This is a genomic window from Pseudomonas sp. FW300-N2A2, assembly GCF_017351735.1.
Lineage (GTDB): Bacteria > Pseudomonadota > Gammaproteobacteria > Pseudomonadales > Pseudomonadaceae > Aquipseudomonas > Aquipseudomonas migulae.
The window spans coordinates 21,615-48,035 of the sequence record NZ_JACNDU010000037.1; the positions used below are offsets into that span (position 1 = coordinate 21,615).

30 protein-coding genes are annotated in these 26,421 nt (G+C 55.7%); 14 read left to right on the plus strand and 16 right to left on the minus strand.

Going from position 1 to position 26,421, the window contains the following annotated elements; genetic code table 11:
• Positions 1 to 261 precede the first annotated feature (261 nt).
• From J4E42_RS26705 to J4E42_RS26715, 3 genes are all read left to right on the plus strand, one after another.
• Complete coding sequence (locus tag J4E42_RS26705; protein WP_192230206.1) at positions 262 to 534, plus strand: hypothetical protein; 273 nt, start codon at positions 262 to 264, stop codon at positions 532 to 534.
• Between the two features lie 594 nt (positions 535 to 1,128).
• Positions 1,129 to 2,202, plus strand: a complete 1,074-nt coding sequence (gene cax, locus J4E42_RS26710; protein WP_207286549.1) for a calcium/proton exchanger — start codon at positions 1,129 to 1,131, stop codon at positions 2,200 to 2,202.
• Positions 2,203 to 2,712: 510 nt separating this feature from the next.
• Positions 2,713 to 2,985, plus strand: a complete 273-nt coding sequence (locus J4E42_RS26715; protein ID WP_008039577.1) for a hypothetical protein — start codon at positions 2,713 to 2,715, stop codon at positions 2,983 to 2,985.
• A 71-nt stretch (positions 2,986 to 3,056) separates the two neighbouring features.
• Here the strand turns inward: J4E42_RS26715 and J4E42_RS26720 are convergent, their stop codons facing one another.
• Positions 3,057 to 3,332 (minus strand): hypothetical protein, encoded by a 276-nt coding sequence (locus tag J4E42_RS26720; protein WP_008039575.1) that lies wholly within the window; start codon positions 3,330 to 3,332, stop codon positions 3,057 to 3,059.
• Between the two features lie 914 nt (positions 3,333 to 4,246).
• On the opposite strand from J4E42_RS26720, the gene J4E42_RS26725 reads away from it, so the two are divergent.
• Positions 4,247 to 5,440 carry a Fic family protein gene (locus J4E42_RS26725; RefSeq protein ID WP_207286550.1) on the plus strand — a complete coding sequence of 398 codons (1,194 nt, stop codon included), beginning with the start codon at positions 4,247 to 4,249 and terminating at the stop codon, positions 5,438 to 5,440.
• A gap of 182 nt (positions 5,441 to 5,622) precedes the next feature.
• The gene (locus J4E42_RS26730; RefSeq protein WP_207286551.1) at positions 5,623 to 6,573 is read left to right on the plus strand and encodes a helix-turn-helix transcriptional regulator; all 951 of its coding nucleotides are present in this window, start codon (positions 5,623 to 5,625) and stop codon (positions 6,571 to 6,573) included.
• Positions 6,574 to 7,142: 569 nt separating this feature from the next.
• Here J4E42_RS26730 and J4E42_RS26735 read toward each other — a convergent pair.
• Positions 7,143 to 7,637, minus strand: coding sequence for a cupin domain-containing protein (locus J4E42_RS26735; protein WP_207286552.1), 495 nt, complete (start codon positions 7,635 to 7,637; stop codon positions 7,143 to 7,145).
• Between the two features lie 340 nt (positions 7,638 to 7,977).
• Between J4E42_RS26735 and J4E42_RS26740 the strand changes: the two genes are divergently transcribed.
• The 3 genes from J4E42_RS26740 to J4E42_RS26750 all read left to right on the plus strand — a co-directional run bounded on the left by J4E42_RS26740 (position 7,978) and on the right by J4E42_RS26750 (position 11,074).
• Entirely contained in the window at positions 7,978 to 8,418 is a 441-nt protein-coding gene (locus tag J4E42_RS26740; protein ID WP_008039572.1) for a hypothetical protein, read from the plus strand.
• 236 nt (positions 8,419 to 8,654) lie between these two features.
• Positions 8,655 to 10,160 (plus strand): DUF3300 domain-containing protein, encoded by a 1,506-nt coding sequence (locus J4E42_RS26745; RefSeq protein WP_207286553.1) that lies wholly within the window; start codon positions 8,655 to 8,657, stop codon positions 10,158 to 10,160.
• 26 nt (positions 10,161 to 10,186) lie between these two features.
• Positions 10,187 to 11,074, plus strand: coding sequence for a DUF2950 domain-containing protein (locus J4E42_RS26750; protein ID WP_207286554.1), 888 nt, complete (start codon positions 10,187 to 10,189; stop codon positions 11,072 to 11,074).
• Positions 11,075 to 11,199: 125 nt separating this feature from the next.
• On the opposite strand, the gene J4E42_RS26755 is transcribed toward J4E42_RS26750, so the two are convergent.
• Positions 11,200 to 11,412, minus strand: a complete 213-nt coding sequence (locus J4E42_RS26755) for a DUF1059 domain-containing protein (protein WP_008030813.1) — start codon at positions 11,410 to 11,412, stop codon at positions 11,200 to 11,202.
• 263 nt (positions 11,413 to 11,675) lie between these two features.
• Here J4E42_RS26755 and J4E42_RS26760 point away from each other — a divergent pair, with 263 nt between their 5' ends.
• The gene (locus tag J4E42_RS26760; RefSeq protein WP_259331728.1) at positions 11,676 to 12,653 is read left to right on the plus strand and encodes a PDZ domain-containing protein; all 978 of its coding nucleotides are present in this window, start codon (positions 11,676 to 11,678) and stop codon (positions 12,651 to 12,653) included.
• Positions 12,654 to 12,684: 31 nt separating this feature from the next.
• Here J4E42_RS26760 and J4E42_RS26765 read toward each other — a convergent pair whose 3' ends face one another.
• Positions 12,685 to 13,011 (minus strand): AzlD domain-containing protein, encoded by a 327-nt coding sequence (locus J4E42_RS26765; RefSeq protein ID WP_008030811.1) that lies wholly within the window; start codon positions 13,009 to 13,011, stop codon positions 12,685 to 12,687.
• A complete protein-coding gene (locus tag J4E42_RS26770; protein ID WP_207286556.1) occupies positions 13,008 to 13,748 on the minus strand; it encodes an AzlC family ABC transporter permease in 741 nt (246 codons plus the stop codon). The genes J4E42_RS26765 and J4E42_RS26770 overlap by 4 nt, the downstream gene beginning before the upstream one ends.
• 198 nt (positions 13,749 to 13,946) lie before the next feature.
• On the opposite strand from J4E42_RS26770, the gene J4E42_RS26775 reads away from it, so the two are divergent.
• Complete coding sequence (locus J4E42_RS26775) at positions 13,947 to 14,900, plus strand: LysR family transcriptional regulator (protein ID WP_008030806.1); 954 nt, start codon at positions 13,947 to 13,949, stop codon at positions 14,898 to 14,900.
• A 72-nt stretch (positions 14,901 to 14,972) separates the two neighbouring features.
• Here J4E42_RS26775 and J4E42_RS26780 read toward each other — a convergent pair whose 3' ends face one another.
• From J4E42_RS26780 to J4E42_RS26790, 3 genes are all read right to left on the minus strand, one after another.
• Entirely contained in the window at positions 14,973 to 15,446 is a 474-nt protein-coding gene (locus J4E42_RS26780; RefSeq protein WP_207286557.1) for a DUF6130 family protein, read from the minus strand.
• 89 nt (positions 15,447 to 15,535) lie between these two features.
• Positions 15,536 to 15,862 (minus strand): low molecular weight protein tyrosine phosphatase family protein, encoded by a 327-nt coding sequence (locus J4E42_RS26785; RefSeq protein ID WP_008039559.1) that lies wholly within the window; start codon positions 15,860 to 15,862, stop codon positions 15,536 to 15,538.
• A gap of 42 nt (positions 15,863 to 15,904) precedes the next feature.
• Entirely contained in the window at positions 15,905 to 16,594 is a 690-nt protein-coding gene (locus J4E42_RS26790) for a helix-turn-helix domain-containing protein (RefSeq protein ID WP_008030799.1), read from the minus strand.
• A 103-nt stretch (positions 16,595 to 16,697) separates the two neighbouring features.
• Here J4E42_RS26790 and J4E42_RS26795 point away from each other — a divergent pair, with 103 nt between their 5' ends.
• Together J4E42_RS26795 and J4E42_RS26800 are read left to right on the plus strand one after the other, a co-directional pair.
• Positions 16,698 to 17,639 (plus strand): carbon-nitrogen hydrolase family protein, encoded by a 942-nt coding sequence (locus J4E42_RS26795; protein ID WP_192496331.1) that lies wholly within the window; start codon positions 16,698 to 16,700, stop codon positions 17,637 to 17,639.
• 27 nt (positions 17,640 to 17,666) lie between these two features.
• Positions 17,667 to 18,101, plus strand: coding sequence for a GFA family protein (locus J4E42_RS26800; protein WP_207286558.1), 435 nt, complete (start codon positions 17,667 to 17,669; stop codon positions 18,099 to 18,101).
• Between the two features lie 80 nt (positions 18,102 to 18,181).
• Here the strand turns inward: J4E42_RS26800 and J4E42_RS26805 are convergent, their stop codons facing one another.
• Positions 18,182 to 18,697 (minus strand): hypothetical protein, encoded by a 516-nt coding sequence (locus J4E42_RS26805; RefSeq protein ID WP_008039555.1) that lies wholly within the window; start codon positions 18,695 to 18,697, stop codon positions 18,182 to 18,184.
• Between the two features lie 133 nt (positions 18,698 to 18,830).
• A complete protein-coding gene (locus J4E42_RS26810; protein WP_008030792.1) occupies positions 18,831 to 19,280 on the minus strand; it encodes an anti-virulence regulator CigR family protein in 450 nt (149 codons plus the stop codon).
• 223 nt (positions 19,281 to 19,503) lie between these two features.
• Between J4E42_RS26810 and J4E42_RS29580 the strand changes: the two genes are divergently transcribed.
• On the plus strand, positions 19,504 to 19,638 hold the full coding sequence (locus tag J4E42_RS29580; protein WP_259331727.1) for a hypothetical protein: 135 nt from the start codon (positions 19,504 to 19,506) through the stop codon (positions 19,636 to 19,638).
• A gap of 69 nt (positions 19,639 to 19,707) precedes the next feature.
• On the opposite strand, the gene J4E42_RS26815 is transcribed toward J4E42_RS29580, so the two are convergent.
• A complete protein-coding gene (locus J4E42_RS26815) occupies positions 19,708 to 20,406 on the minus strand; it encodes an ion channel (RefSeq protein WP_207286559.1) in 699 nt (232 codons plus the stop codon).
• Between the two features lie 364 nt (positions 20,407 to 20,770).
• Between J4E42_RS26815 and J4E42_RS26820 the strand changes: the two genes are divergently transcribed.
• The gene (locus J4E42_RS26820; RefSeq protein WP_207286565.1) at positions 20,771 to 21,829 is read left to right on the plus strand and encodes an alpha/beta fold hydrolase; all 1,059 of its coding nucleotides are present in this window, start codon (positions 20,771 to 20,773) and stop codon (positions 21,827 to 21,829) included.
• A gap of 230 nt (positions 21,830 to 22,059) precedes the next feature.
• On the opposite strand, the gene J4E42_RS26825 is transcribed toward J4E42_RS26820, so the two are convergent.
• From J4E42_RS26825 to J4E42_RS26845, 5 genes are all read right to left on the minus strand, one after another.
• Entirely contained in the window at positions 22,060 to 22,530 is a 471-nt protein-coding gene (locus tag J4E42_RS26825; RefSeq protein ID WP_207286560.1) for an NUDIX hydrolase, read from the minus strand.
• A 25-nt stretch (positions 22,531 to 22,555) separates the two neighbouring features.
• Entirely contained in the window at positions 22,556 to 23,206 is a 651-nt protein-coding gene (locus J4E42_RS26830; RefSeq protein ID WP_207286561.1) for a DUF7002 family protein, read from the minus strand.
• Complete coding sequence (locus tag J4E42_RS26835; protein WP_207286562.1) at positions 23,206 to 24,888, minus strand: adenylosuccinate synthetase; 1,683 nt, start codon at positions 24,886 to 24,888, stop codon at positions 23,206 to 23,208. Before J4E42_RS26835 ends, J4E42_RS26830 begins: the two co-directional genes overlap by 1 nt.
• A gap of 3 nt (positions 24,889 to 24,891) precedes the next feature.
• Entirely contained in the window at positions 24,892 to 25,431 is a 540-nt protein-coding gene (locus J4E42_RS26840; protein WP_207286563.1) for an AAA family ATPase, read from the minus strand.
• Positions 25,432 to 25,971: 540 nt separating this feature from the next.
• Positions 25,972 to 26,337, minus strand: coding sequence for a hypothetical protein (locus tag J4E42_RS26845; RefSeq protein ID WP_207286566.1), 366 nt, complete (start codon positions 26,335 to 26,337; stop codon positions 25,972 to 25,974).
• Positions 26,338 to 26,421 lie beyond the last annotated feature (84 nt).

The following is a 26,421-nucleotide window of genomic DNA, read 5'->3' on the forward strand; positions in this document are numbered from 1 at the left end:
TCTGATGAAGCCTATAGTCCGACCCGTCGCCCAAAATGGCGATTCGGGTTTGGCGACCTGATCGGTCGGATGCAAAAGCGCTGTGCTTTAATGCAGTCGCTTTTGCATGCCCGCAAAGCTGTCTTTATGGCAGCTGTGCGCGGGAGACCTTCGGGTCTGCCGGTTACTCGTTCCCGGTTCGCCAACCTGCGCGCAACTGCCACCCTATTCGTTTGGCGACGATCTGTTGGCGGTCTCATTTAACTGAACGAGATCTCACCCATGGAAAGATACATGCCCCTCACCGGAATCGACCTGGTTCCGGCCTCCCTGCTCATCGACACCGAAGCCCCACTCGACGTATTGCAAGCCGCCGCTGACTACCGAATTCGCGCAGTTACACAGGTGCTGGAAAACATCGCCTTTCGCGCCGAGATTGGTTGCGACACGGTGGTGTTGTCGGATTTCTCCAAACTGCTGGCCATTCCGTTGCGCGATGGTTGTGACTTGATGGATGTGATTGGTCGGCGATTGCGGGCGCAGGCGAAGGAGTGAATGGAAACGGGCGCTGAGGGCGCCCGTTTTTTTTAGACTACAATAAAAGAGATCTGACACCTTTTATTCTCGTGCCACCGAACAGACTGCGTATACCTGCCGAGAGTTGGTTTAGCGCAACTTATACCCTGTAGCTGGGCACGGCATAAAATCACAAATATCGTCAGGCGCCGCGCACCATTCGAAAGTGCTCAACCGTCCATTGCTTTTGAATTTCCAATGGGAGAGCGTGGGGGGCACATACGCGCTCCTCTAACTTGGTCGCGTACTTTTCGGCGGATTTCTGGTCTGAGAACCTTATGTTCATACCGTAGGCATGAACTACCCAAAAGGGCGTAGGCTGCCTGGCGACTAACTCGATCGGCAGTACCATAGAATTGTCTCCGACACTCGGGAACGACACTTAAAAGTTTAGTTGAAAGCTCAAAAAAACTTACTGTTGCGCGCAAGCCTATGCCTTCGTGTTCTACTGATTCGCCATATTGTTGAAAGCAAATTCGCCTAAGCGTCTGTTTTGACGCAGAAGCAGCAACGAACCATCCTTATCAGGTTTCAAGCAACGGATTTGTTCACACAAATTCAAGGGGCGCCGCGATGCTCACCTGGATGCTGCTCTTCGTTCCGATAGCTATTGTGTTGGAGTTCGCCGCCCCGGCGCATCATCTAGTGGTGTTCCTGGCGGCATCGCTTGCGATCATTCCGTTGGCGGGTTGGTTAGGCAGGGCAACCGAACACCTGGCGGAACGATCCGGTGAAGGTGTGGGCGGACTTCTGAACGCAACGTTTGGCAATGCCACCGAGCTGATCATTGCGCTCAGCGCGATGCGGGCAGGTCTGTACGATGTGGTGAAGGCGTCCATTGCGGGTTCTATCGTTGGCAATATCCTGCTGGTCCTGGGGGCGGCCATGCTCGCTGGCGGGCTGCGTCATCAAGAACAACGGTTCAACGCTACGGCCGCCCGCTCGCAGGCGACCCTGCTGACATTAGCGGCCATTGCGCTGGTGATTCCTGCGGCCTACAACGCCGTTATCGCAGCTCGGGCGCCGAAGGGTCTTCAATCTTTGAGCCTTTATATATCCCTGGTCCTGCTTGTGGTTTACGCCCTGTTCCTCGTGTATTCGCTTGTCACTCACAAAAACTCCTTTTCCGGCGATCCCAACCTTAAACACGACTCGGACCAGGCGCGCCTCTGGTCGAAGGGCAAGGCGTTGTTGGTCTTGACGGTAGCGACCGTGTTGATCGCCTGGGTCAGTGAGATCCTGGTGGCCGCAATCGACCCCTCGGCCCGTCAGCTCGGCCTCAGCAATTTATTCATGGGTGTTTTCGTCATTGCGATACTGGGTAACGCGGCGGAACATTCCTCTGCTATTTCAGCCGCCATGCAAAACCGCATGGATCTCACGCTAGCCATCGCCATTGGCTCTAGTGTGCAAGTGGCGTTGTTTGTTGCGCCCGTCCTGGTACTGGCGAGCTACTTCATCAACGCTACTGCCATGGACCTTGCGTTCTCCAATGGCTTGGTACTAAGTCTGTTGCTCGCAGTGCTGATCACCGGTCAGGTAGCGGGCGACGGACGCTCAGACTGGCTCAAGGGGGTGCAATTGCTCACCGTGTATCTGATCCTGGGCCTTGCTTATTTTTTTACGCCGGATACTCCGGTTTCCTGAGGCAGGAGTTTGGCGCTGGCATTTGTTTTGCCAATTCGAGTAATTGTACTTCTGCCTCATGAGGAACCGCAGCTGAGAGCCAAGTTCGAACTGAACACATCTCAAAGTGAGCAGTTACTGTCGGCTTTCTGCCACTGCCCACCAGCCGCCAAGGGTCGATAGCAGTCGCCCACGGAAGGCGCGTAATGGTCCTAGGACGCTATTAAAATTCCGATACAAACCTCGGAATCCCTCACCTTCCCCGCCACTCTGATGAAGCCTATAGTCCAACCCGTCGCCCAAAATGGCGATTCGGGTTTGGCGACCTGATCGGTCGGATGCAAAAGCGCTGTGCTTTAATGCAGTCGCTTTTGCATGCCCGCAAAGCTGTCTTTATGGCAGCTGTGCGCGGGAGACCTTCGGGTCTGCCGGTTTTCCGATCCCGGTTCGCCAACCTGCGTACAGCTGTCACCCATTCGTTTGGCGACGATTGAGGGGCAGTCAAACTTTGCCTTGATCGGAGTTTCACCCATGGAAAGATACATGCCCCTCACCGGAATCGACCTGGTCCCGGCCTCCCTGCTCATCGACACCGAAGCCCCACTCGACGTATTGCAAGCTGCAGCTGATTACCGAATTCGCGCAGTTACACAGGTGCTGGAAAACATCGCCTTTCGCGCCGAGATTGGTTGCGACACGGTGGTGTTGTCGGATTTCTCCAAACTGCTGGCCATTCCGTTGCGCGATGGTTGTGACTTGATGGATGTGATTGGTAGACGATTGCGGGCGCAGGCGAAGGTGTGAATGAAAACGGGCGCTACAAGCGCCCGTTTTTTTGTCTCTGGATCTGACCACCCGTGTTGCCCAACCGCTGGTTATTTCTTCCTGCAAACTTCAACGTCGTCCTGAGTCCTTAACGCCGTGTCGATTCCTAATCTGTATCTGCAGTAGTCGATAATCCACTTCCGCTCCTCCTCCGTAAGGCGCTCTACTCTTCTGATCTCCCCATCATTGGCGTGGATGTTGTAGAACTTCATCCGAACAGTCGGGTGTTTCTTGATAAACAGGATGGTCTCGATGTCACCATCTTCAAGCGCTTCGTAGTACCCGATGTAGAGAACGGCAAGCACTAAAAGCACCGCTGCAATCAAAAAGGCTTGGACCGCAAACGGTGAGCAAACTGCCGTTATTGCCGGTGCTCGTACGCCCGTCGCCCCGACAGAGCCTCCCATAGCATAACGAGCCCTACTACGACGGTTAAAATGAAAAACATGACTTTTTGCAGCAGATACAAAACAAAGCGCTCTGGTTGTTCGTCGAATACAAGGTGTTCGTTAATCGTGTTTCGACGAGGCCCTGTCAATGCGTCTAATTGCCAAGTGGTCAGAGCGTCATATAGTTCCAGAGCCAACACCAAAGCAACGAGTAGTAATAACAGTGCACCGATGAAACGGTAAATGCGGGTGCGATATCCTGAGATCACAGAAGCTCCATCTTTCTAATCAGCTGATAACGTGGCGGCGGTTCATAGTGGTACCTGAGGGCGGCCATACGACAGGTCAGATATTCCTCGGGGCAAAAAACATTCACGAAGTAGACATTGCGCTTCTCGCTAGACGCCAAAGAAGACAGTCTATTCAACCGTGAACTGGTCCAGCAACAGCATAGTCCCCATGACTGGCACTACCCATCCCGCGCACAGGCCGACTCAGTTGCCGGGGCTTGCTCGCGATGGTCTTGAACGTAGCCGCGGGGTTCCTGGAGTAACGCGGGGTTCTTTGGTCCATCGCGAGCAAGCTCGCTCCTACAGTTTGTGCAGCTGCCTGATATGGCTGCGAATGCGCACCCGTTTTTCGGCAGTTGCGAACTACACGTCAACACGGCGAAGGATCCATTTGTGAGCCAGTCGGCCGAAGCGATTTCCACAAAAAATATGTGAAATAAAATGTGAAGATAATTTTCGCTAAAGCTCCAATAAAACCTCTACAGCCCAATAAATTAGCGCTTGTTCATCAAGTCAGTATGTGAAATAAAATGTGCAGACTTTGATACGGTAAAAACCGCTATGTCCCTGATCACATCAAAAACCTGGCTCGACCCCATTCTCCCTGACACGTTGCCTCCATCGATCATTGCGCTCGCGGACGCGCTGCCCAGAAAGACGCAATTTCTAGCGGGCCGCTTGCCGTCCGAAACCGCTGCACGCCTCGGCCGTCTCCTGCAAATCACCAATACGTACTATTCGAACCTGATCGAAGGGCAATACACCGAGCCTGCCGAGATGCAGAGAGCGCAAGCGGCGCCGGTCAAAGACCGCAAGCAGCTCAAAAACCTCGCGGTTGAACAGATGGCGGTGCAAGCGTTGCTCGAACGGGCGTTGCGCCAGCGTGCGCCGTTCGACTGGGGTGACATGTTTGCGCCCGAGCTTGTGAGCACGACACACAAACGGCTTTTTCGCGGCGCCAGTGACGCGGAGCGCACGTTGTCAGATGGCTCGGTCATGCACCCCGGCATCCTGCGATCGATCACAGGTCAGAACGTTGTCGTTGGCAATCATGACGCTCCGGACGCTCGCGCTGTAGACGGAATGTTGCAGCACCTTCAGGCAGGATTCGGGCGGCAGACGGATTCCCGTCGCCAGCTGATTGCTGCGCTTGCCTACCACCATCGCCTTGCCTGGATTCATCCCTTCGCGGACGGGAATGGTCGCGTTGCCCGGTTGGTCACTCATCTTCAATTGGTGAGTCTGGGACTGCGACCAACGTTGTGGTCGCTGTCTCGTGGGCTGGCAAGGCAACACCAGAATTACTACGCCGCTCTGACCATGGCCGACCGCCCAAGAGAGGGTGATCTGGACGGACGAGGTCAATTGTCTCAGCGACGCTATTTCGAGTTCATCGAGTTCATGCTGCAGGTTTGTCACGATCAGGTCGATTACATGACCGCAGCGGTAGACCCGTCCCAAATTCGCGAGCGTGTCATACGCGCGTTTCACAACAACGAGAAACTTCTACAACAAGGTATTCGCCCGGAAAGCGCGCCAGCGATGATCGCGCTAATCACTCAAGGAAGCTTGCCGCGCAACGAATTCAAGACCTTCACCGGCCTTACCCCACGCCCGGCAATCGATGAGCTGTCGCGGCTGATCAAAGTTGGCTTGGTGGAAAGCCAAACGCCCAAATCCCGAATTGTCACACCCGGTCTGCCTGCCTGGTTTGCCCAGGATATTTTTCCGGATTTGCATCGACGGTTTCAATAATCCACACGCCCTTCAAAGCCAGCGTTGTGAACGCACATCTATAGATCCACTGGGCACGCGCCCCACCAGATCGCCATCCCCAAAAAATATTTAGTAAATTTTTTTTGCATTCAGTAAATTCTGCTAAGGTACAGCTATTCGTAATCGGATTCCATTGCTGCCAAGCCGGAGGATACTCAAGAATGAACAGCGAAATGTTTGTGCAATTGGCGCTCGAAGCGCTGTCCTGTAGTCAGAAAGAGTTAGCCAAACGCTTCGGCGTATCTCCAACGCAGATCAGCAAGTGGAAGAAAGATGAGCACATGTCTCTTGATATGGAAGAAAAATTTCGTTCACTCCTAAATATTGGTGATAAAAACCCCGCGTTTGTCTTGTGGTCCGGATCAATCGAAAATGCGGTGAAATGGGAAACTCTGATTCATTATCTCGCCGAAAACGCGCTGCAAGAAGCCGAAACAGGGTATACAACTGCGCCACTGCTGGATGAAAATGGGTTATTGTGCTTCGAAACTTTTTCCGCACTAAGAGAAATTGGGGTTACTCTTCCAAAAGAGTTCCCTAAGGATCTGGATTTAGATTACGACGACACTGACAACGAAGACCTCTGGGATAAAATCAGCGAAAACCCGTACGTAGCAACGATTTATAAAATCTACAAGTCTTTAAATGATATTTATGGATTCTATGCCGCATATATAGCAGATCTAATCTATGACGATGAGCTAGATTTATTTGACAGCCCTGCTTACGATATTGAAAGCTGCCTTTTATCACTGGCTACAAGTAAAACCGAGGACATTCCACTTCCGACTCCAAATTTTAGTCAATTTAAATATCGAATCACGGAAGAGTACAAAGAATGGATAACTACCGTAAAAGAAAAAGCATTTCGTGCGGGCATACCTTTAAGGGCAGAGCTTCTTGGTCTGGCATACAACTCTGCTGGCGAGCTAGGGCATGAAGCAGAAGCGGAAAGCCTCGGCTTTAACTCATCCCGGGTGCACCCGGACATATACATGAACGAACTTCTTATCGGAATGAGATTAATTCATCAAGCTCTGCCCGTTATAATGAAAAAACTCGGCATTGAGAATGAATTCGAACTCGACACATCAGAACTCCACCTCAATTAACGCCTATCACAGTTTTTATCTTAATATCGTGCACTCCTTTGTCGTGCAACGAGTTCGTAGAGCCCTCAAGACTGGGAAAACACCGGCTTGGCAGCTTTATGTGTGGCAAGCGGCTGGGTACAGGGGGCGTGCATCGCGCTAGACTGGACACGAAAAGGGGACAGATTCATTTATAAACAATCCGTCCTCTTTTCTGTGAGCCATCTCTATCCCCATTTCTCCGAATACGAACCCACCGCGAGCTCTTCCGCCAATCTGCTTTTCTGTTCAAACCTCGCTAGATCGGTTTCACCATCAACCACACCCGCGCAACCCGAAAACCCTCCGCATTGCCCCGCAACCAAGTCCACAACGGTACCAACCCTGCCAAAAAGCTACGCCCCAGCGGGAAGTACCGGGCGGTGTTTCCCGAGGGCAAAGGTGTCGCGTGGGATAAGGCGCAGAGTTACAACGCCGAACGGCAAATCAAAACGACCACCGTTGCACAGTGAATCGAGCAGCATTTGCACTGATCGCACAGGCTTGCTGGATGCAGGAGAAGGCGCAAATACGATACCTACAGACCTTTCTCACTTCGACGCCTTACGAGGATCATTCTGGCTATCAACATACTCAAGGCCCAGCGGACCCGTTCCGTAAACTTGTGAAATGTACTCTCCTGATTTAGCCCAGTGAAAGTGTGGCGTATTGGCCGGAAGTATCACTACGCTGCCTGGGCCATAAGCCACCAGCTTGGCCGGATCGAAAGCAGTACCGAAGCCAATATAGAAAACACCGGACATGACGGTATAGATACGATCCTCAGGGTGTGTATGGGGCATTAATTTTGTGCCATTCGGCACTTTGACTCTGACAACGTAGGGTGCTGGCTTACTCGGGTCGCCGGCCAGCACAGTCAGTTTCACTTCTTTCGGGAATGCTGGAAAGCTGCGCCACTCAACGTCTTCATTATGTAAAGCACCGACCTTATCAAGCGGCAATGGTTGTGCCTGGACGAACGGCATTGTGGCGCTGGTGACAATAAGTGCAGCCAGACAAGCAGTTTTCATAATGTACTTAATCATGAAAGGCACCTTGATTACGCAGTAAAAAATTTAATGTCGTCACCTGCGCCAATAGTAAGTTCGGTGGGCAATTCGAGGCGAGTCGTGTGCGGCTTACTGTATTTGTCACTGGTGGCAATGAGAATGGTGTTGTCGCGCATTACAGTTGATACGCAATGTAATCAATGCGCTGCCACGTTCCGGCTGCCGGGGCTGCACCCATCATCACACTCACCAGAGGTAGGCTTCTCGCCCTATCAATGCCGTCAATGGTCACCATCACTTCAATGAAGTTCTCTTAAAAAATCCGCGGCGTAACATCTGCTCCATACCAACCAACAACACCCCGGAGCACACGATCATGAAACGCCAAACCATTCTCAGCATCGCTTTCTCGGTTTTTGCAGTTAACGCTTTCGCCGCTACCTCGACTCACCCGGTTGTCGCTGAAGGCGGCTCGGATCGTCTGATTGAAAGTCGTGTGGCTGAAGGTGGTTCGGATCGTTTGATCGAGAATCGTGTGGCCGAAGGTGGTTCGGATCGTTTGATCGAGAATCGTGTGGCCGAAGGTGGTTCGGATCGTTTGATCGAAAACCGTGTTGCTGAAGGTGGCTCCGACCGCCTGATCGAAAACCGCGTTGCCGAAGGTGGCTCGGATCGCCTGATCGAAAACCGCGTTGCTGAAGGCGGCTCCGACCGTCTGATCGAAAACCGCGTTGCTGAAGGCGGCTCCGACCGCCTGATCGAAAACCGCGTTGCTGAAGGTGGCTCCGACCGCCTGATCGAAAGCCGCGCTGTATAAACAAATCGCGTCACCGCAATACCCAAAAAGCCCGGCCTGATCAGCCGGGCTTTTTCGTGCGGGCGCAAAACACAGTCAGTCACACAGGTCTGCAACCCAAAAACCACCACACAAAACTCATGGCGAAAAATATCTTAGCTACTACCCTTAGCCTGAGGCATTGAGGCTACCTGCTTTCACTTTCCCGACATTGATCCAGTCGTTTCAAACCTGCCTGGCCACATGGAGGCCGCGCGATGAGCATTCCGTTGTTTTTCGCGATGTCAGCCGTACTGTTTCTGAGCAGCCCTGCCCTTCACGCGCAGCCAGTGGAGGCGGCTGCAAGCGCTGCCGAGCCGGCGCCCGTCGCGGCGGCGGTCAAAGACGCGGTGTTTACCGAAGAGCAGTTGGATCAAATGTTGGCGCCCATTGCGCTTTACCCGGACCCGTTGCTGGCTCAGGTGCTGATGGCCACCACTTACCCTGGGGAAGTCACCGAGGCGGTGACCTGGTCCAAGGCGCACCCCGATGCCAAGGGTGATGATGCGGTCAAACAAGTGGCTAGCCAGCCGTGGGATCCGAGCGTGCAGGCGTTGGTGGCTTTTCCGCAGGTCCTTGCAACGCTGGGACAGGATCCCGTTTGGGTACAACGCCTGGGTGATGCGTTCCTGGCGCAGCCCGACGATGTCATGGAGGGTGTGCAACGCTTGCGTCATCAGGCGCAAGCAGCCGGCAACCTGCAGAGCAACCAGTATCAAAACGTGACGGTTCAGGCCGCGGCGCCACCCGCACCCGCACCAGCCCCCTCAGCGCCAGCGCCGGCTCAGCTCCCTGCCAACAACACCACCATTATCATTGAGCCCTCCGATCCGCAGGTGGTGTACGTCCCTACCTACAACCCGACAACAACCTACGGCACCTGGGCCTACCCGGCTTCACCGCCTGTTTACTACCCTCCGCCGCCCGCCTATTACCCCGGTTCGGCATTGATGGCCGGGCTGGCATTTGGGACCGGCGTCGCGATCGTCGCGTCCTTGTGGGGTGAATGTGACTGGGGCAATAACGATGTCGACATCGACATCGACCGCTACAACAACATCAACCGTAATAACCAGATCACCAATAACAATTGGCAGCACAACTCCATTCATCGCGATGGCGTGCCCTATCGCGACAACAGGAGCCGCCAACAGTACGGCCGCCAACTGGATGGTGCCAACCAGCGTGATGCCTATCGCGGGGACAATGCCCAGCGCGCCCAGGCCCGTGAAAAAGCCCGAAGCTCCATGGACAGGCACGGTATCGAGCGACCTGCGACCAGTAACCGCGAAGCCCGTGATCGAGCGAGTGCCGCCCAGACTGCGGGCCTCAATCGCAAGCAAGCCGGTACAGACAGACCGAAGGTGGCTGACAGGAGCCAAGGCGCAGACAGACCGAAGGCAGCTGACAGGGGCCAAGGCACAGCCCGAAACACTCGCGAGAGTCAGCAGCCCAGAAGACAGACCACCGACGCCAATCAGCGTGCCCAGACGCGCCAAACGGCGCCACAACGGGCACCACAACGACCCGCCGCCAGTCAGGGCGGCGCCCGCAACAACGCATTCGCCGGCGCCCGCGCACCGTCCCAAACCAGCGCGCAGGTCAATCGTGGACGAGCCAGCCAGGCATCCGCGCAACGTCCCAGTGCGGCGCGATCAGCTGGCCATCAGGTCAGTCGGCCATCCAGTCCGCCTGCGCGTCAAAGGGGGGGGGGCCGTCGTTGAAACACTATCCTCGAATGAATACGCTCATGGGCCTGCCCGCTCAGGCCTTGGTGATCGCTGCCGGCTTGGCATGGTCGTGCGTTGTCACGGCACAGCAGGTATTTCCCACGCCAGAAAAAGCCGCTCAAGCGTTCGTCGACGCTTTGGGCACGGAACACGCCGATCAGGCACGCCTGACAGAGTTGCTGGGCACTGAATGGCGCAGTTTCATCCCGCGCGAAGGCGTGGAACGCAGTGATGTGGATGCGTTCATCAAGCAATACCACGAGCAACATGCCATTGAAAAAGCCAGCGACCGCAAGGCGATCCTGTCGGTGGGCAGTGACCACTGGACATTGCCGATCCCCATGACAAAAGTGGAGAAAGGTTGGCGCTTTGACATTAAGGCCGGCAGCGCAGAAATCCGCGTCCGTCGTATTGGCCGCAACGAACTGGCCGCGTTGCAATCGGCGCTGACGTACCACGACGCCCAGATGGACTATGCGTCAGAGGACCGTGACGGTGACGGCGCCCTTGAGTATGCGCAGAAGTTTTTCAGCACCGCCGGCAAGCACGACGGGCTCTATTGGCAGGACGACGACAGCGGTCAGATCAGCCCGCTCGGCCCCTTGTTCGGCCAACGTATTGCCGACGAAGACTGGCACGGTTATCACTTTCGCATCCTTGAAGGCCAGGGCCCTTCGGCACCGGGTGGCGCCTACAGTTACCTTATCGGAGACAAGATGAGTCGCGGTTTTGCACTGATCGCCTGGCCGACGAAATATAAAGACACCGGGGTGATGAGTTTCATGATCAGTCATGAAGGCCAAGTGTTCGAGAAAGACTTGGGACCTGACGGTTACAAACTGGCGCAGTCGATGAAACGGTTTGATCCAGATGACAGTTGGAAGGAGGTGGAAGATCAGAAGCAGTAGTATTTATCCGCCCCGCCGGCCTGTTACCGGGTAGTACGTTTTGATCCCCCGGGACCTTTGAGGGCGCCCATAGAAAAACGGGACAGACGACAATTCTCAACTAATCGTAGCCTGTCCCTTTTTTGCTAAACCGAGCGCGGTGCTTCAACGGGAGGGGTGCCGTCGTGAAACATCGTTTTCAGTTGAGCACGCAGTTCCGGTGAATCGGTGTGTTTGTGAACACTGACCGCATGCTGTGCGGCAGCCTCGAGCAGTTCGTTTTCAGAGTCTGCGCAGAGCGCGACCGAGCATTTGGTATCGCTTGGAAACTCGCGGCAGTCGATGTATTTACGCGCCATGATCTTCTCCTCTCGTGAACGATCACTCGACGTATGTCGCATCGAGTGTGCTGACGTTTGAAGTATAGGCCCGCCAAAAGGCGCGACCCGATGTCGAGCGTCCGCAGCCCTGGCGTCAAAAAAACACGGTAGCGCTGTGCTATCAGCTTGGTTTACTTTGCCGCGACAACGCTGAATTTCTGGCACTTGCCGTAAGAATCTCTGGGGAAAAGACAATGGACACACGCCTTAAGAACGTGGGACGAATCTTGGGCGTGACGGCGATGATGTCATCACTGAGCGGTTGCATCGTTGATCAACTGGACCCGTTTTACTATATGTACGGCGCTGCCGTGCAGGCATCGGGAGGATACGACGACGTGCCTGCCGGTACGACGCAGGCTCCATTAGCGGCAGATCAAAACGCCAACATGCAGCGCCTCATCGACCGCGAGACGCCCGACCGCTATCGCTCGCGTAGCTGCGAGTACATTGAGATGTCCCTTATCGAAGCGGCGGGCTATATGACCAGCTCCAATGCGCTGGTCAAACAGCTTGCGGAGGCCCGTAAAGTCGCGGCCAGCCCGGCCTGGCAGGAGAAAGGCTGCAAAACCGCCAATTTCCCGGGGGGCAAAATCGGCATCGCCATGGAAACCGTCGACGCACAGAAAGCGTCGCTGTATTCCATGCCGACCAGCGGCGTAGTGGTCTACAACGTTGGCGCCGGCAGCCCGGCGCAGCAGGGCGGAATACTGACTAATGATTTAATCGTGGCGGTCAATGAGCAGCCTGTCGCCGACTCCGTAGAGTTCCGTTTGCAGTTGGCCAAGGCGCCCATAGGCTCCACGGTCAACCTCAAGGTCTGGCGTTACCAGGCGTTTCAGACTCTGCCCGTGGTGGTCGGGCCCGGAGGTACGCCCGTATCGATGTTACCGGTGAGCACATCGGCGGCGCAAAACACTGCGCCCTCCTCCCACCTGCAAGGCATGAACCTCGGCGAGGTGAATTCTTCTTATGCCAAGGCTGCGGGCTTGCCGTCGGCACAGGGTGCCTGGGTGATCGACACGGTCAAAGGCAGCGCGGCGGACAAAGCCGGCATCAAGCCATTGGATGTCATTGTCGAAATCGGCGGCCAGGAAGTCGCCAGTGCCCAAGACGTCGCTGATATCTCATCGCGCATGCGCGTCGGCTACAAGGCGACCGTGAGCGTCTGGCGCAACCAGGCGAAACGCGACGTGAAAATGGTCCTGAAAACTGACTGAACCTCAGGGTGTTGCGTTTCGTCCAGGAGCGCTACAGCCCGATAAACTTGAATAACCACACCCCTCCCATCCCGACCGCCAGTGTCAGGACTGTATTGCGAGTCTGCCAGGCGACCCAGGCCGCGATAATGGCGGCGGGTATCTGCGGGTTGTTCAACACGAACTCACTCTGCCCGTTGGGGTACACCACCGCTGGCAGCACAAGGGCCGCCAGCACACTCGCCGGTACGTAAAGCAAGGCCCGACTCAGCAATGCCGGGATGCGCAGCCGGCCATACAGTTCGACAAAGGAAAGGCGCATGGCGAAGGTTCCCAGGCCGACCGCCAGGAACATCCCCCACAAGGCTAAATCATTCATGGTGCCTCCCTCTCGACGTCATGGATCCGCGCCTCGCTCAATGGGCGCTTGCGAACCGTCTCGATCAACAGTCCCGCCATGACCCCGCCGATGGAAGCGGTGACCAGCCCGAGGTTGTAGGGCATGTTGATCGCCAACACCGCGAGCACTCCTCCGACCACCGCGGCCCCCAGGCTCGCCGCGTTACGTATGCCGGGCACCAGAAGCGCCAGAAAGGAAAGCGGTATGGCAAAGCTCAACGACCAGGTTTCGGGGATGCTTGCGCCCAGGTAGACGCCCGCCAATACCGACAATTGCCAGGACAGCCACATGGCCACGGCGGTACCTGCATAGTAGTGATGTGCGAATGCCCCCAGCTCGCCCGAAGACAGCTTGAGACTGCACAGCGCGTAGGACTGGTCAGAAAGCATGTAGGACAAAGGCCACGTCCAGCGCTTGGGCAAGTGGTGCATGTAAGGCGCCAGTGACGCGCTGTACATGATGAAGCGCAAGTTGATGACCAGCGCAGTGACGACAATTGCCAGCGGCACAACCCCCGTATGCAGCAGTTGCAGTGCAACCATCTGCGCGGAACCCGAGTAGAACAGCAGCGTCATGCCCATGGTCGTGCCGGGCGACATGCCCATGTTGATCGCCATGACCCCCGTCAGCAGGCCGAAAGGAACGACACCGGGGCTCAATGGAATGAGCGCCCGGACACCTTGCATGAACGCTTCCCTCGCTGTTCGATACGGCATTTCGACTCCTTGGTCTGGTGTTCGCGCTGGCGGTTCGATGGGCCGTGACGCCAGCCATTCCGCTGCGCGATACAGGGTAAGCTGGGGCCATTATCTTTGCCTGGCCCATGGTCCGCAGCCCATCGTGCGGTAGAGTGTGGACCCGGAGCCCGATGGGCAGAACCGACTTTTTTTTCGAGAAAACAGGTAGTTTTTGTTATGGCTAAAAGCTCCCAGCCTGATCAGGCCCTGCTCTCAATGCCGTCCTTCAAGGCCATGAGATCCTTCGTGGCCGCTGCCAAATACCGGAACTTCACCCGGGCCGCCGAGGCATTGTGCGTCACCCAGGCGGCGATCAGCCGTCAGATTCGCGAGCTGGAACTCTATTTGGGCACCGAGTTGTTCACGCGCACCGGGAGGGAAGTCAGGCTGACAGCCTCGGGCACAGCGCTCTTCGATGCTGCGCAGCTGTCCCTGCTCAACATTTTTCAAGCAACCGAAAGAATCCGTCGGGAAAAAAGCGACAAGCGCACCCTGACACTTTGCTGCTCGCCCGCCCTGTCGGCGCTTTGGTTATCCCACAGGCTCAAAGACTTCTTCAGCGCCAATCCCGATGTCGACCTGAATGTCATCACCACCCAGCATTTTCTGGTGATGGAGCCCGGAATCATTCCGGACATTTTCATCACCCAGACCAGTGACCTGCGCCCCGGCTATCTGCGAATCCCCTTGTTTCACGAAGTCGTCTATCCCGTGTGCACGCCTGGTTATCTGGAAGCGCATCCAGAACTGAGCACTTTGGAGGGCATGCGCAACAGCGTGCTGCTGGACCTCAACCCTTATGGCCGTTCCCAGTTGACGGAACAGGTCGACTGGAATGTGTGGTTCGCTTTCCAGTCCCATGACCTGAAGATCCCGGCCTCGGAAAACCCGCACTATTTCAGCAGCAACGACTACAGCCTTCTGGTGCAAATGGCGCTGGACAATCAAGGTGTCGCCCTGGGCTGGGATCATCTGGTGAGGCATCTGGTACAGCAGGGGCGCCTGGTTCGGCCGGTGACGGAAGAGCTGACACTCAGGGAGGCGGTTCAGTATTTGATGATTAATGAGAAGAAGGCGGATGATCCTGCGTGCGGGCGTTTGAAGGACTGGCTGGTTGCTCAGTTCAAGTGAGTGGTTTACGAAGATGGCAGCTGAATAGCCGCCCCTGAAAAACACCAGACGATGAAACACCCGCTGAACGCTTCAGCCACCAGCGTCCATGTGGGAGACGTTCGATGATTTCTTCTCGGGAACGGTAAAACTCACTGTCGTACCGGTGAGGATCTTGTGCGTCGGGTCGGCCACTTCCAGAAGAACCTTGTGTGCACCGGGCGTCAGTCCAACCAGGATAATCGGGCCGTCACTGGTATGCGCCCACGTACCTTTCCAGTCATCGACCGTCACATGGAGGTGGCTGAGACGAGGTGAGACTTCACCCGCTGCCTTGCCAAATACCGGCATGATCCTGGCGTGCTCTGTTCGATACTGGATGATGACAACGCCGCGGGCCAACGGCTCGGCAAGCGGTGGATAGGCAATGAGTTTTGGCAGCGCCTCGGATTCCAGCGGGAGTATTGCCGGTGGGTGATCGGTATCTGCTTCTCCTTCACCGAATGCGGCCATGCAAAAAAAGCCCCCCAAGGCCAGGACACACAGATTTCTGAGCGCGACGGACATGGCGTTTTACTCCCGCGTGATGTTACTCAAGGCTAGTCCATTGCAGAGAATGCATTGCAGGGCTGACGGGGCGTCTTTTGCCGCTCACTTCAGGAAGGCAAATACCGCGCAACCCTCTCATCCAATAGCTTGATCAGCGCCGGTTCCATGTACTGAAAAATATCCGGTATGTCCAAACAAACGACGCGTTTGTCCGCCAGTTCCGAACCAAATCGAGCCATCAGTTTGTTGCGATGAATGGGCTCCATGACAACGATCAGATCAGCCCACTGCAGCAGTTCCAGGCTGACCGGAACATACGCATCGTTGCTGATGCCCGCCGACGCGGTTTTCACGCCGGGCCAGTCAGCAAAATGCCGTTCGGCCGTGGGGCTGCGCAGGCGGTTTTGGCTGCAGATGAAAAGTACGTTCAACATCGTATGACTCCCGACAGTTAACGCGCCTGAGACTCAGGCGAATTACCGGGTCACTGCCGCACTCCGGGTGCCCGCGAACGCACTCGTGCCAAGCCAGCGCCACAGGCTTTTCGCGTCTTGTACGGCGCCATCCACACGCAGCTCTCGCGACTGAAGAACGTCCCCCGGCGTGCGGTCGCCCGTCCATACCTCGGTCAATGCGCGCACGCTGGAGTCCACGACGAGGGTCAGTTCGCGGCCAGGGTCGTCGCGGCACAGGTCGGCTACACCCTCTTCAACCACGAGCCACCACGCTTGTTCGCCTGGCCGTGCGTCGCGGAACGTGAAGTGGATGACCACCGGTCGGGGCGGGAACGTTTCGATGCGCACGAACCGGCGCACGTCCCACATCAGCAAACCCGCGTCGAGTTCATCATCGCGCAGGCGGCTGCCGATCCAGCGCGCACCCCAATGACCCAGCGCCATGATGATGGGGCGCAATTCCTTGCCCGCCTCGGTCAGGCTGTACTCCCAGACTTTGCCCGTGGCTGTGCGGTGCACGACGCCGATTTCTTCCAGATGGCGCAGCCGCTGTGTCAGCAGGTTGGTGGACATCCGGGGGACGCCGCGGTGCAGTTCGTTGAAGCGCTTGCTGCCGCACAACAGTTCGCGCACAACCAAAGGTGTCCAGCGCTCACACAGTGCTTCGGCACCGCGTGCGACCGTGCAGAACTGACCGTAGCTTTCGTCCATTGCCTGGGCTCCGCAATTACAACGCTTCAGATTCTGAACTAGTCCCGCCGCTTCGCCACGCGCACGCTCAAGCCTTCGAAGCCAAGAACCAAAGGTGAACGCCATGACCAAGGTTGCCATTATTCAGCGCCCGCCCGTGCTGCTCGATCGCGGCGCAACGATCGCCCGGGCCGTGCAATCGGTCGCCGAAGCTGCGGCGGCGGGAGCTTCGCTGATCGTTTTGCCCGAATCGTTCATTCCAGGTTATCCGTCGTGGATCTGGCGGCTGGCGGCGGGAAAGGACGGGGCTGTCATGGGCCAGTTGCACACGCAGTTGCTGGCCAACGCCGTTGATATTACGAACGGTGACCTGAGCCCTTTGTGCGAGGCCGCGAGGGCTCACGCCGTGACGATCGTGTGCGGCATCAATGAATGCGACCGGTGCAATGGCGGCGGCACGCTCTATAACAGCGTAGTCGTTATCGGCGCGAACGGCGCAGTGCTCAACCGACACCGCAAGCTGATGCCGACGAATCCCGAGCGCATGGTGCATGGCTTTGGTGATGCCTGCGGCCTGCGTACGGTCGAGACACCGGTCGGTCGCGTGGGGGCGCTCATCTGCTGGGAAAACTACATGCCGCTGGCACGTTATTCACTCTATGCTCAAGGAGTGGAAATCTACGTCGCCCCCACGTACGACACGGGCGATGGCTGGATCAGCACGATGCGTCACATTGCACTCGAAGGACGCTGTTGGGTGCTCGGCAGTGGCACCGCACTGCGCGGCAGCGACATCCCCGAAGACTTTCCGGCGCGTGCGCAACTGTTTCCCGATCCGCAGGAATGGATCAACGACGGCGACTCGGTGGTGGTCAATCCGCAAGGCCGGATCGTCGCCGGTCCATTGCACCGGGAGGCCGGCATTTTGTATGCGGACATCGACGTCGCACAGGTGGCGCCAGCGCGGCGAGCGCTCGACGTCACCGGGCATTACGCGCGCCCTGACATTTTCGAATTGCAGGTGCGGCGCACACCGGCGACTGCGGTGCGCTATATCGACGGGTGAAGGCAAACCATTGATGGGAGTTATGCAATGAACAGTGAACGGTCTTACAAGGGCAGTTGTTTTTGCGGCGCAGTCGAGCTCACAGTCAGTGGAGAGCCGGTCGGGATGGGTTATTGCCATTGCGAATCGTGTCGGCATTGGTCAGCAGGACCGGTCAACGCCTTCACGCTGTGGAAACCCGAGGCGGTGCAGGTGACTCGCGGAGCTGACAACATCGGCACCTACAACAAGACACCGCAGAGTTACCGCAAGTGGTGCAAGACGTGTGGCGGGCATCTCTTTACTGAACACCCGGGCATGGGGCTCGTCGACGTGTATGCCGCGATCATTCCGGATCTCGCGTACTCGCCAGGCGTTCACGTGCACTATCAGGAGAGCGTGCTGCGCATCAAGGATGGGTTGCCCAAGCTGAAGGATGTTCCCAACGAACTGGGAGGATCGGGTATCAGCGTGGACGAATAGCGCTGACACCGGAGTAAAAAAAACGGGCGCCTTGTCGGGCGCCCGTTTTGTTCAGGGTTGCGTGCTGCGAGTGACGCTGATCAGTGCGATTTCTTTGAAATCGACGTCCCGGCTTTGCTCAACCCTTTCGCGTTGTGATCCCCGGGTGTCGAGGCCGAGATTGCGGAGGCTTTGGCCACGCCGCGAGTGTCTTTGGAATGGGCGATGCCAGACGTCGTTGTGCCATGACCGCGCTCACCATTGCGGTCACTGCCGTAGTGGTTTCCGCTTTCGCCACGGTCGCGAACAGCCCTTCCGGCATGATCGCTGCTCAGTCCATTGCCATGGCCGTTGCTGTTGGCGTTGCCGTGATCGGAACCGCCGTGACCGCCACCTGTGCCGCCGCCGTGGCCACCGCCATTACCGCCGCCATTACCACCACCGTTTCCGCCGCCGTTGCCGCCGCCGTTACCACCACCACCGCCATTACCGCCTCCGTTGCCGTCCTTCGCATAGGCGGAGTTCATGACAGAGAGGTCAGCAGGGAGTAATGGGGCGGCTGCAAGCATGAGGGCGCATGACATGACAGCAACGAAACTCTTGTTTTTTAAAAGCATGATTGCTTCCGTAAGGTGGTTGATATCGCATGCATTAGGACGCAATTGCCCGGCGACAGTTCAACTCCTGCGACGGACGGAGTGCGGTGCGCTCACCACCTGGTAAAAGCACCGCAACCGCAGGGTTCAAATATCAGTCAAAGGCCCCGTTGAGGACTTCATAGATGATCCCGGTTGCCAGTGCGACCAGTATCAAATCGGTGCCTGCTTGCTGCCATTCGTATCCATCATAATGGGGCAGCCTGCCAATCAGGCGTCCATCCAGCTTTTTCGCAATGCCGGGTGGAAGCGGCTTTCCTCGAGCGAGGTTTTTCTGAATACCGGGTGGCAACGCAGGGCCGGGGCTCCAGTAGTCCCTGTATTCGCCAACGATCCCGAGAATGCTTCCCTGATTGATACTGGGGCCATGACTCCAATCGCCGCCTCCGGCGTTTTTGCCTTTGCCGCCTTGATTGCCATGGACTTGATTGTTTTGCGGTTTTCCCTGGCCCTTTCCATTACCAGGATCAGCCAATGCGGTCGCTGAGCCGCAAACCAGCGCAAGGCATGTAATCGCGGCAACCAATGAGCGTGATCTGTGCATGAGTCGTTCCCTCAGAGTGGCGGGTTGTCTCTCTGAAATTTAGACGCTATTGACGATGTGAGTTCCAGTTCCGCTTATTTATGGCCCCACCCGATGCATCTGCGCCTTGCCAGCAGCCCGTTTTGTCTGCGCTTGCGTGCTGCGGATTTTGGTAACTCGTAGCACACTAGCCAGTGTGGCAATGCAGAGCGCCAAGTAGCCAGGCGTTTTCAGGAGGTGAACAATGAGCAAACAACCTCAACCCCGCAGCCGCTCCAACCCTCAGCCCAGATCCCGCCCGGTGGTGCCCAACCTGCCCAACAAAACCGGCAACAAGTCCGGGGGCTTGCGTGGCAACTACCCGTCGAAGAAGTCGTAGTGGAAAGCGATCAACAGCGAACATAACCTCCCGACTGACGGCATCGGTTCGGCCACGGCAAATCGAGAGTCACTTGGTCTGATTCGACGGATACAGACCGGCAAGCCGCGCTATCACAACACCCACATAAAAGACGCCTGAAAACTCTTCGACCATCACAAGTGAGCGGGCATGGTTGGTCAACGGGAGAACATCACCGTAACCGGTGGTTGTGAGCGTCGTGAGGCTGAAATAGATCAGTTTGAAGAACGTGCCGGGCTGTCCAAAGTCGAGGTGGCTTGGGCCGAATGAGCCAGCGCTGGATATCTCGAGCAAGGCATAGACGAAGGACCAGACGAACGCCAGCAGGATGTAACCCGCAAGCGCACCATGCAGCTTGTCGGCCGTAATCGGCCCGCGCTGGAGAATATAGCGAAGCACTCCGATGAACGAGACTGCAAGAGATGTCGCATAAGCTATCCCGGCAAGATTAAGAATCGCGATACTGCCAACCCACAACGCCGTCCATTGCAGGCCAACCCCAAGCAACGCCAGGCCCAGTTTGAGGATGAACCCCCAACGAGTCTGCCGGGTGGCGAAAGCGCCCACGAGCAGCACGGTTGAAAACAGAATGCCGAGCAACGTGCGGGCAAATATGCCCTCCTCAAGAAAGGGAAACAGGAGGATCAATCCTAGTAAGAGCAGCAACAGATAGGTGCAGGGCCCTCGCCCTATGACCATCTGACCCAAATCCTCATCGGATTCGGTTTTATTTTGCGGATCTGTCATAGCGGTTTCCCATAGACCGAAACAACGTTCGATACCTGGCGCTACAGGTTTTAAATCTGGCCTGGTTTTAGAAGTGTCGGCAGTGGAATTCTAGTCGCGAATGCATGTAAGAGGATTCAGCCGGACAACTATGGGTCGATTTCTACCCTGATCGGCTGACGGCAATCGGCCAAAAGTTAGCGTTCAGTCTTCTGACTAAAGACCGAGAACAGCGTTAATGATGAAAGTCGTGCGCGACGGTTCGAATGTGGGCTTTAATGTCCGTGCTTATAGGCAACCCCATGAGCTTCGACTCCGTACGATGGATGCGCCTGACGGCGGGTTCCGGTTGCCATGTACTTGTCCATTCAAGGAAGAAACGACATTGAAAATAGCTTTTAGCGCCCTGTTATTGACCTGCCTGACAACTATCGCGCTCGCTGGCGAGAACCCTGTCGGCTTCCGCTCTTCCACACTGGCGGATGCGCACAATGACCGCACACTGGAAATGGTTGTCTGGTACCCCAGTGCAACGACCGCCGCCACGCAATTGATTGGCGATGATGTGGTTTTCGTCGGGGCCTCTGCCGTTCGTGACGCGCCGCCCGCTGCTGGCAAGCATCCATTATTGGTGCTCTCCCACGGGTACAGAGGCAACTGGAGCAACCAGATCTGGCTTGCCAGCGCTCTGGCTCACAGGGGTTACATCGTCGCCGCAATCAATCACCCTGGCAGCACCACTCATGACCGTAGCCCTCAAGCAGCAGCGCAGTTATGGCAGCGGCCCGTTGATGTGAGCCGAGCCATTGATGGGGTCACGGCTCAACCGGAAAAATTCGGCCTGGTCGCCAATGACCGAATTGCAGTAGTGGGCCATTCACTCGGCGGCTGGACCGCCCTGGAAATCGCCGGTGCCCGCTTCGATCCAGACCGCTTCGCCCATGACTGCAAAGCCCACCCGCAGTTAGCAAGTTGCAGCGTCTACGGAAAGATGAATCCCGCCAGCACCTCAGAATCAAAGACCGCGTTGGCCGCCGATTTGCGCGATGAACGCGTCACGGCGGTGGTCACATTGGACCTGGGCCTTTCACGGGGCATGACCGATGAAAGCCTGGCCGGGCTGCCGGTACCAACGCTGGTGATCGCTGCCGGCGTACCGTCGCACGATCTTCCCGCTGAGTTGGAGTCTGCCAACCTGGCCAAACGCCTGCCTCCGGCGTCAAGCCGTTACGTCAAAATCAGCGACGCAAGCCATTTCAGCTTCTTGTCAGTGTGCAAACCTGGCGCAGAAGCGATGCTCGAAGAAGAAGTGCCAGGCGATGGCATCATTTGCCGGGATGGCGATGGCAATGGCGCTCGCCCGCGGGATTTGATCCAACAGCAGGTTACTTCGCTGATAGCAGAGTTTCTTCAGTCATCTATCGACAAAGAAAACAGTTTGTAAAATCGTGGCATAAGAACCGTCGTAGCTCGACAAAAAAAACGCTGGGGCAGGTACAGCGCCCGCGCAATTTGTCGGATCGGTTGGCCTGGGGTGATCGTTTTGGGTCGGAGTGGTCGGTCGCGAGCTGCTGCTATCGGCCAGAACCAGCCATTCAACGTGTCTGATACGTCAAGGACGACATTGATGAGATCAGTATTCGCGGGAGATGGCACAACGAAAATGATTGATCCCTAGCCAGGATGATCAGGTGTCATGAGCAAGGCTCGGGCAAACAAAATCGGCAGATCCGGCGGCAGAATCTCTTCGGTGTTAGCCATTAATTCATTTTCTGACCACCACCTTATTTCACATACAACGTCTCGCTCCTGATTGCTCCAACTCGCAGTCGAACAATGCTCGTTGCCTACACGTACCACATAGTAATTTTCGACCGCGAGCACATGCTCCCCATCCGGCATTTGCCAGATGAACTCCTTTCGTGTGATACAGCGACCAACGGACTGAACGTCGAGGCCAGTCTCCTCGTAAAGCTCACGCACTGCCGCCGCCTCAAAAGACTCATCACCTCGCAGCGCGCCACCAGGTGTGGCCCAGTAGCTTCTCCCCTCCAATACGCCGGTTTTGTAGTGGATCTTGAAAAGCAACAGTCGGTGAGAGGAACTGACCAGCAAAATCCGTGAAGCTGAACGTCGTCGCGGCATAACTCCCCCGTTGGGTAGATGAGCGCTAGCCAATGACTTCCAACACTTCACGGCCCCTCATACGCCGAACTTCCACCACATAATCAGCGATGTTAGGGACGGAGTAATCGACAACCAGCTCCACAACATTTTTGACCGGTTTGCCCGAAGGCTTCACAGGATAATCTGCGATTCTACGAAAGATCTCCGTATCACGACGATGCGGAATAGGCCATGTGTTACCCGAGTTCATGTGGCACAGCCATATTTTTTCAGCATAGGCAGGGATGAATTTCGCCGAATTCAACGTCAGAACATCGTGTTCGAGCGTGCGGTAATCACGAGCGCCGAGCAGACGATGCAGTCTTTCCTCCTCGACCCAGAAGAAAACCTTGTCGTTGATCAGTTCATACCACTGCCGGGCCGTTGTCCCATCCGTTAGAGCCTGTAACAACCGCCCCTCTGGCATAGGTTTTTGATCACGAAGCACTATGTTGGTGGGGTGGCCTGCCCTCACATCCATTTTCTGATCACGGTGTTCACTTTCGAACCGAGCGCGCTCGCCATCAGCTACGTCAAGATGATCAAGGACTGCAGTCGTGCTCATCAGTCCACGTTGTTGAATACTGTCCCACGTCCCGCGCTCAGCCATATGGTAGACACGAGGGTAAAGCTCAATGAGCTTTTCCAAATTCATCAGACTCTCCTACCAGAGCGTGCAGTCCAATTGCGTCGATCGATCAGCGAGCGTAAATCACTGGCATCTGGATCTCTGGAAAACCTGGTGTTTATCAGCGATACAGGGGCTTGAGAGACGCGCTCCAACTCCTCCACAAACTTGATAGTTTCTGGGTCAAGCTGCTCGAACCTACGAGCTTTACTGTTAGTCGACTTGAGGTAATCCGCAAAGGTGAGGACGATGTCGGTAGGCGCATTTAGAGCGCACGCTTTTCGGAACTGATCCCACTCGAACCACCCGACTCGTCTATTGCGGCGGGTGGTGGACGTCTTCTCAGCTGCGTTTAAAACCTCAGCTTCAAGACCCGCAAATTCGGCAATTTTGTCGAAGGTGGTAGAAAGCTTTAGCGTTCCAGATGTGTGGCCCTTGTCTCCATCCGGATCTCCAACACGGATTGGCATCGGTCGGATGACCATAAGGATTTTACGGATCCTGCTGGGTGATATTCCTGCCTCAGCGAGGCACCCTGCAACGTTGGTGTCCCTAGAGGTCACATGCGGGTAATCACCATGAAAAATACTCAACCCGCTACCTTGGGTTCCTTCTAACAGAATGGAGTGACCGTTGCGGTAGGCTTCCTCCAATCTGTCTGATGTGGAGCCGTGAAAATTTCCAGGAGTGCCAACATACGGACGCAACGCATCCACGTCCCGTGCAAGCCTAATCGTTGCTCTACCTCTACTGAGAATACGCCGTGCGGCCGCAGCTCCACTTCCGCTCCCGGTAGACGCGATGGTTGAAACCAGATGCGCCTTCTCCGCCTCAATGTCTTCATCTTCAATGATGGTGGCTTGAGGGTCGATGAACAAGCGGTCTACGCCGATACCGCACTCCTCGATTTCCTGTAGAAGTCCTGGCAATCGAATAGTCATGCCAGGGCCTAGAAGCAGTCGAGCGGACACGTCGCGGGACCCTGACGGCAGATGATGATAAGTGTAGGGGCCTGCGGAACTGGCCACGGTGTGTCCAGCATTTGGGCCCCCTACGCGAACCATGACATCGTATTCTCGAGCCAGGTAGGAAACGATATTGCCTTTACCCTCGCTCCCGTACTGCCCACCAATGAGAACATCGACGCATCTAATTTCGGGTGGAGTGAAAAGATGTAAGCGAGCGGCTACCCGTACCAACGTGTCCTTTGAGTCCGAGCGCTCGGTGTATATCCTAACGTCCGAATCTTCCTTAAGAGAGTTAATCTCCTCCGGATCCCTCAGTTGATTGACCTCGTCATAAGCCGCAGGATTGGTTCTGCCTTCAACTCTTTTCTCGTAACGCTCATGAAGGGTTTTGTCACTTGCGTACAGGTGGACATGCACCAGGTTTGCACCGAAGGTCTCTCGAAACTGCAAAACCTGTTTCAGCGTAGCAAGATGATCTACGACCAATGGCCGATCATCTTTCTGATTTGCGCAAATTTCCCTTGTTTCAACGAGCATCCACTGCGCACGCTGGTTATCGTCTAACTCTCTTCGGCGATCGATCAAAGCGGGCTGATCCATGCTGAGATTCCACTCAGCATCTTGGGAGGCCCGGCGGTCGCGAACCACAACGAAGTTGAACTCTTTTTCCAGCAAATGGGCCAACTCACTTTTACCGCTACAAGTTTTTCCACTGATCACTACGATCTGCCGAGTCTCCATGCGCTACCTCTCCCAGAGTTTTATTATTTGACCTGCGATTTCAAGGACAGTAAGTGTTCCGGTATCGAAAACTTTGTCAGCCATACTTCCTAGCGAACGAGCACTCAGCTCATTGGGATGTCGCACATTTGCTTGATATTCCGCGAGATGATTTGGGCCACGCTCAGCGTATCTCTGCTGCAGAACGGACTCAGGCGCGTCTATATGTACATGCATCACCGCCCCCGCATAGTGGAGCTTGAAAAGCTCCACCTGTCTCGACTTGCGTACGGCGTCCAGCAACCAATTATCGACATCCGGCCGGGCGTTGATCGCCGGTTTGGCGACTGAGTTGATGACCCACGAAAAATCAGTAGACCTATCCAGACTGTCGCCGAGCTCCTGAAGCTTGTGACGGTCTGGTAATTCGCCTTGGCCAACCAACTGCGCTCGCAAAAAAGAACTACTACTGATTGAAAAAAAACCAAAGTGCTCTTGTAGAACTGCGGAAACAGACGTTTTGCCGCTGGCCATGGGGCCACTTAACAGAAGTAGTCGCTTCACGTTTATGACGAATCCCTGTCTGGAATATTCGATATCACACGAAGCGTAGCTTGGTTATACAAAGTGATACATTTTTTACCGAGCTACTGCACCACAACCATTCTCTTAAGTTCATTGCTCAGGAATGCGAATTCTTGCCACCTCTATTTCTGATGACGCTTCAGAAGCTCATCAGATATCAAGATCGATTGGAGACCCCGGATAAAGGTTGAATCGGCCCTATATTGTAGACCTCATTCGAAGGACTCCTTTTGGCCGATTGCGATCCTTCGCGATAGGCAGCAATCAGCCAGAAGCGGCCAGTTACTCCCATCCGGTCAAAAGGGGCAGGATTTATTCTGATCTCGCTCTGCTTAAAATGGTCGACATCTATGTGCCGATGATCTCGATCATTTGCGTCATTGCTGCTCCAAAATCGGGGTTCTGGGCAACGCTGCTAGTTTCTCCGCTGCTCATCGCGGCAGGGTATGGCTTGTACGCCTGACAAACGGTTCAAGTCGTTTGATGAAGCTCGGCACGCTTTAGAAGCTCTTCTAACCGCTACGCGACAAGCTCGACATAGCTGGACTCCCCACCGCCAGTCGAGCCCGACAACCAACCCCATACGAAGGCCAAAGTGGTACGCCCTGCGTGATCAACGCCTACCGTGCCACGAGACCAGCCGGCCAGAATCTCACCGTCCGTAGTCAAACACTGAAAAAGAAGCTCAATGGTATCGGGGCCAGTCACGCGCCCGACTTGATTACCTATGCGGATCCGGCCGCCTTGGTAAGTGCTCCAAATGGCATTTTCCTCGACATGGTAATGAAATACTGTGCCTGCACCGGATAGCCCTTGGGTGTTGTCCGCTACCGTAAATCGGCGATTGTTCAATCGTTCGCTGATTTGAGAAAAGGGGATTTCCATAGATGTCGCGTCCTTTAGTCGAAATGTTCCAGTCCAGTCTTCGATTATCCTGAGCCATCTTGTCGCGACTGATGAAAGCATCGA

Coding starts and splice junctions, on each gene's coding strand:
- J4E42_RS26705 (WP_192230206.1), top strand. CDS start 262: ATGGAAAGATACATGCCCCTCACCGGAATCGACCTGGTTCCGGCCTCC.
- cax (WP_207286549.1), top strand. CDS start 1,129: ATGCTCACCTGGATGCTGCTCTTCGTTCCGATAGCTATTGTGTTGGAG.
- J4E42_RS26715 (WP_008039577.1), top strand. CDS start 2,713: ATGGAAAGATACATGCCCCTCACCGGAATCGACCTGGTCCCGGCCTCC.
- J4E42_RS26725 (WP_207286550.1), top strand. CDS start 4,247: ATGTCCCTGATCACATCAAAAACCTGGCTCGACCCCATTCTCCCTGAC.
- J4E42_RS26730 (WP_207286551.1), top strand. CDS start 5,623: ATGAACAGCGAAATGTTTGTGCAATTGGCGCTCGAAGCGCTGTCCTGT.
- J4E42_RS26735 (WP_207286552.1), bottom strand. CDS start 7,637: ATGATTAAGTACATTATGAAAACTGCTTGTCTGGCTGCACTTATTGTC.
- J4E42_RS26740 (WP_008039572.1), top strand. CDS start 7,978: ATGAAACGCCAAACCATTCTCAGCATCGCTTTCTCGGTTTTTGCAGTT.
- J4E42_RS26745 (WP_207286553.1), top strand. CDS start 8,655: ATGAGCATTCCGTTGTTTTTCGCGATGTCAGCCGTACTGTTTCTGAGC.
- J4E42_RS26750 (WP_207286554.1), top strand. CDS start 10,187: ATGGGCCTGCCCGCTCAGGCCTTGGTGATCGCTGCCGGCTTGGCATGG.
- J4E42_RS26755 (WP_008030813.1), bottom strand. CDS start 11,412: ATGGCGCGTAAATACATCGACTGCCGCGAGTTTCCAAGCGATACCAAA.
- J4E42_RS26760 (WP_259331728.1), top strand. CDS start 11,676: ATGATGTCATCACTGAGCGGTTGCATCGTTGATCAACTGGACCCGTTT.
- J4E42_RS26765 (WP_008030811.1), bottom strand. CDS start 13,011: ATGAATGATTTAGCCTTGTGGGGGATGTTCCTGGCGGTCGGCCTGGGA.
- J4E42_RS26770 (WP_207286556.1), bottom strand. CDS start 13,748: ATGCCGTATCGAACAGCGAGGGAAGCGTTCATGCAAGGTGTCCGGGCG.
- J4E42_RS26775 (WP_008030806.1), top strand. CDS start 13,947: ATGGCTAAAAGCTCCCAGCCTGATCAGGCCCTGCTCTCAATGCCGTCC.
- J4E42_RS26780 (WP_207286557.1), bottom strand. CDS start 15,446: ATGTCCGTCGCGCTCAGAAATCTGTGTGTCCTGGCCTTGGGGGGCTTT.
- J4E42_RS26785 (WP_008039559.1), bottom strand. CDS start 15,862: ATGTTGAACGTACTTTTCATCTGCAGCCAAAACCGCCTGCGCAGCCCC.
- J4E42_RS26790 (WP_008030799.1), bottom strand. CDS start 16,594: ATGGACGAAAGCTACGGTCAGTTCTGCACGGTCGCACGCGGTGCCGAA.
- J4E42_RS26795 (WP_192496331.1), top strand. CDS start 16,698: ATGACCAAGGTTGCCATTATTCAGCGCCCGCCCGTGCTGCTCGATCGC.
- J4E42_RS26800 (WP_207286558.1), top strand. CDS start 17,667: ATGAACAGTGAACGGTCTTACAAGGGCAGTTGTTTTTGCGGCGCAGTC.
- J4E42_RS26805 (WP_008039555.1), bottom strand. CDS start 18,697: ATGCTTTTAAAAAACAAGAGTTTCGTTGCTGTCATGTCATGCGCCCTC.
- J4E42_RS26810 (WP_008030792.1), bottom strand. CDS start 19,280: ATGCACAGATCACGCTCATTGGTTGCCGCGATTACATGCCTTGCGCTG.
- J4E42_RS29580 (WP_259331727.1), top strand. CDS start 19,504: ATGAGCAAACAACCTCAACCCCGCAGCCGCTCCAACCCTCAGCCCAGA.
- J4E42_RS26815 (WP_207286559.1), bottom strand. CDS start 20,406: ATGACAGATCCGCAAAATAAAACCGAATCCGATGAGGATTTGGGTCAG.
- J4E42_RS26825 (WP_207286560.1), bottom strand. CDS start 22,530: ATGCCGCGACGACGTTCAGCTTCACGGATTTTGCTGGTCAGTTCCTCT.
- J4E42_RS26830 (WP_207286561.1), bottom strand. CDS start 23,206: ATGAATTTGGAAAAGCTCATTGAGCTTTACCCTCGTGTCTACCATATG.
- J4E42_RS26835 (WP_207286562.1), bottom strand. CDS start 24,888: ATGGAGACTCGGCAGATCGTAGTGATCAGTGGAAAAACTTGTAGCGGT.
- J4E42_RS26845 (WP_207286566.1), bottom strand. CDS start 26,337: ATGGAAATCCCCTTTTCTCAAATCAGCGAACGATTGAACAATCGCCGA.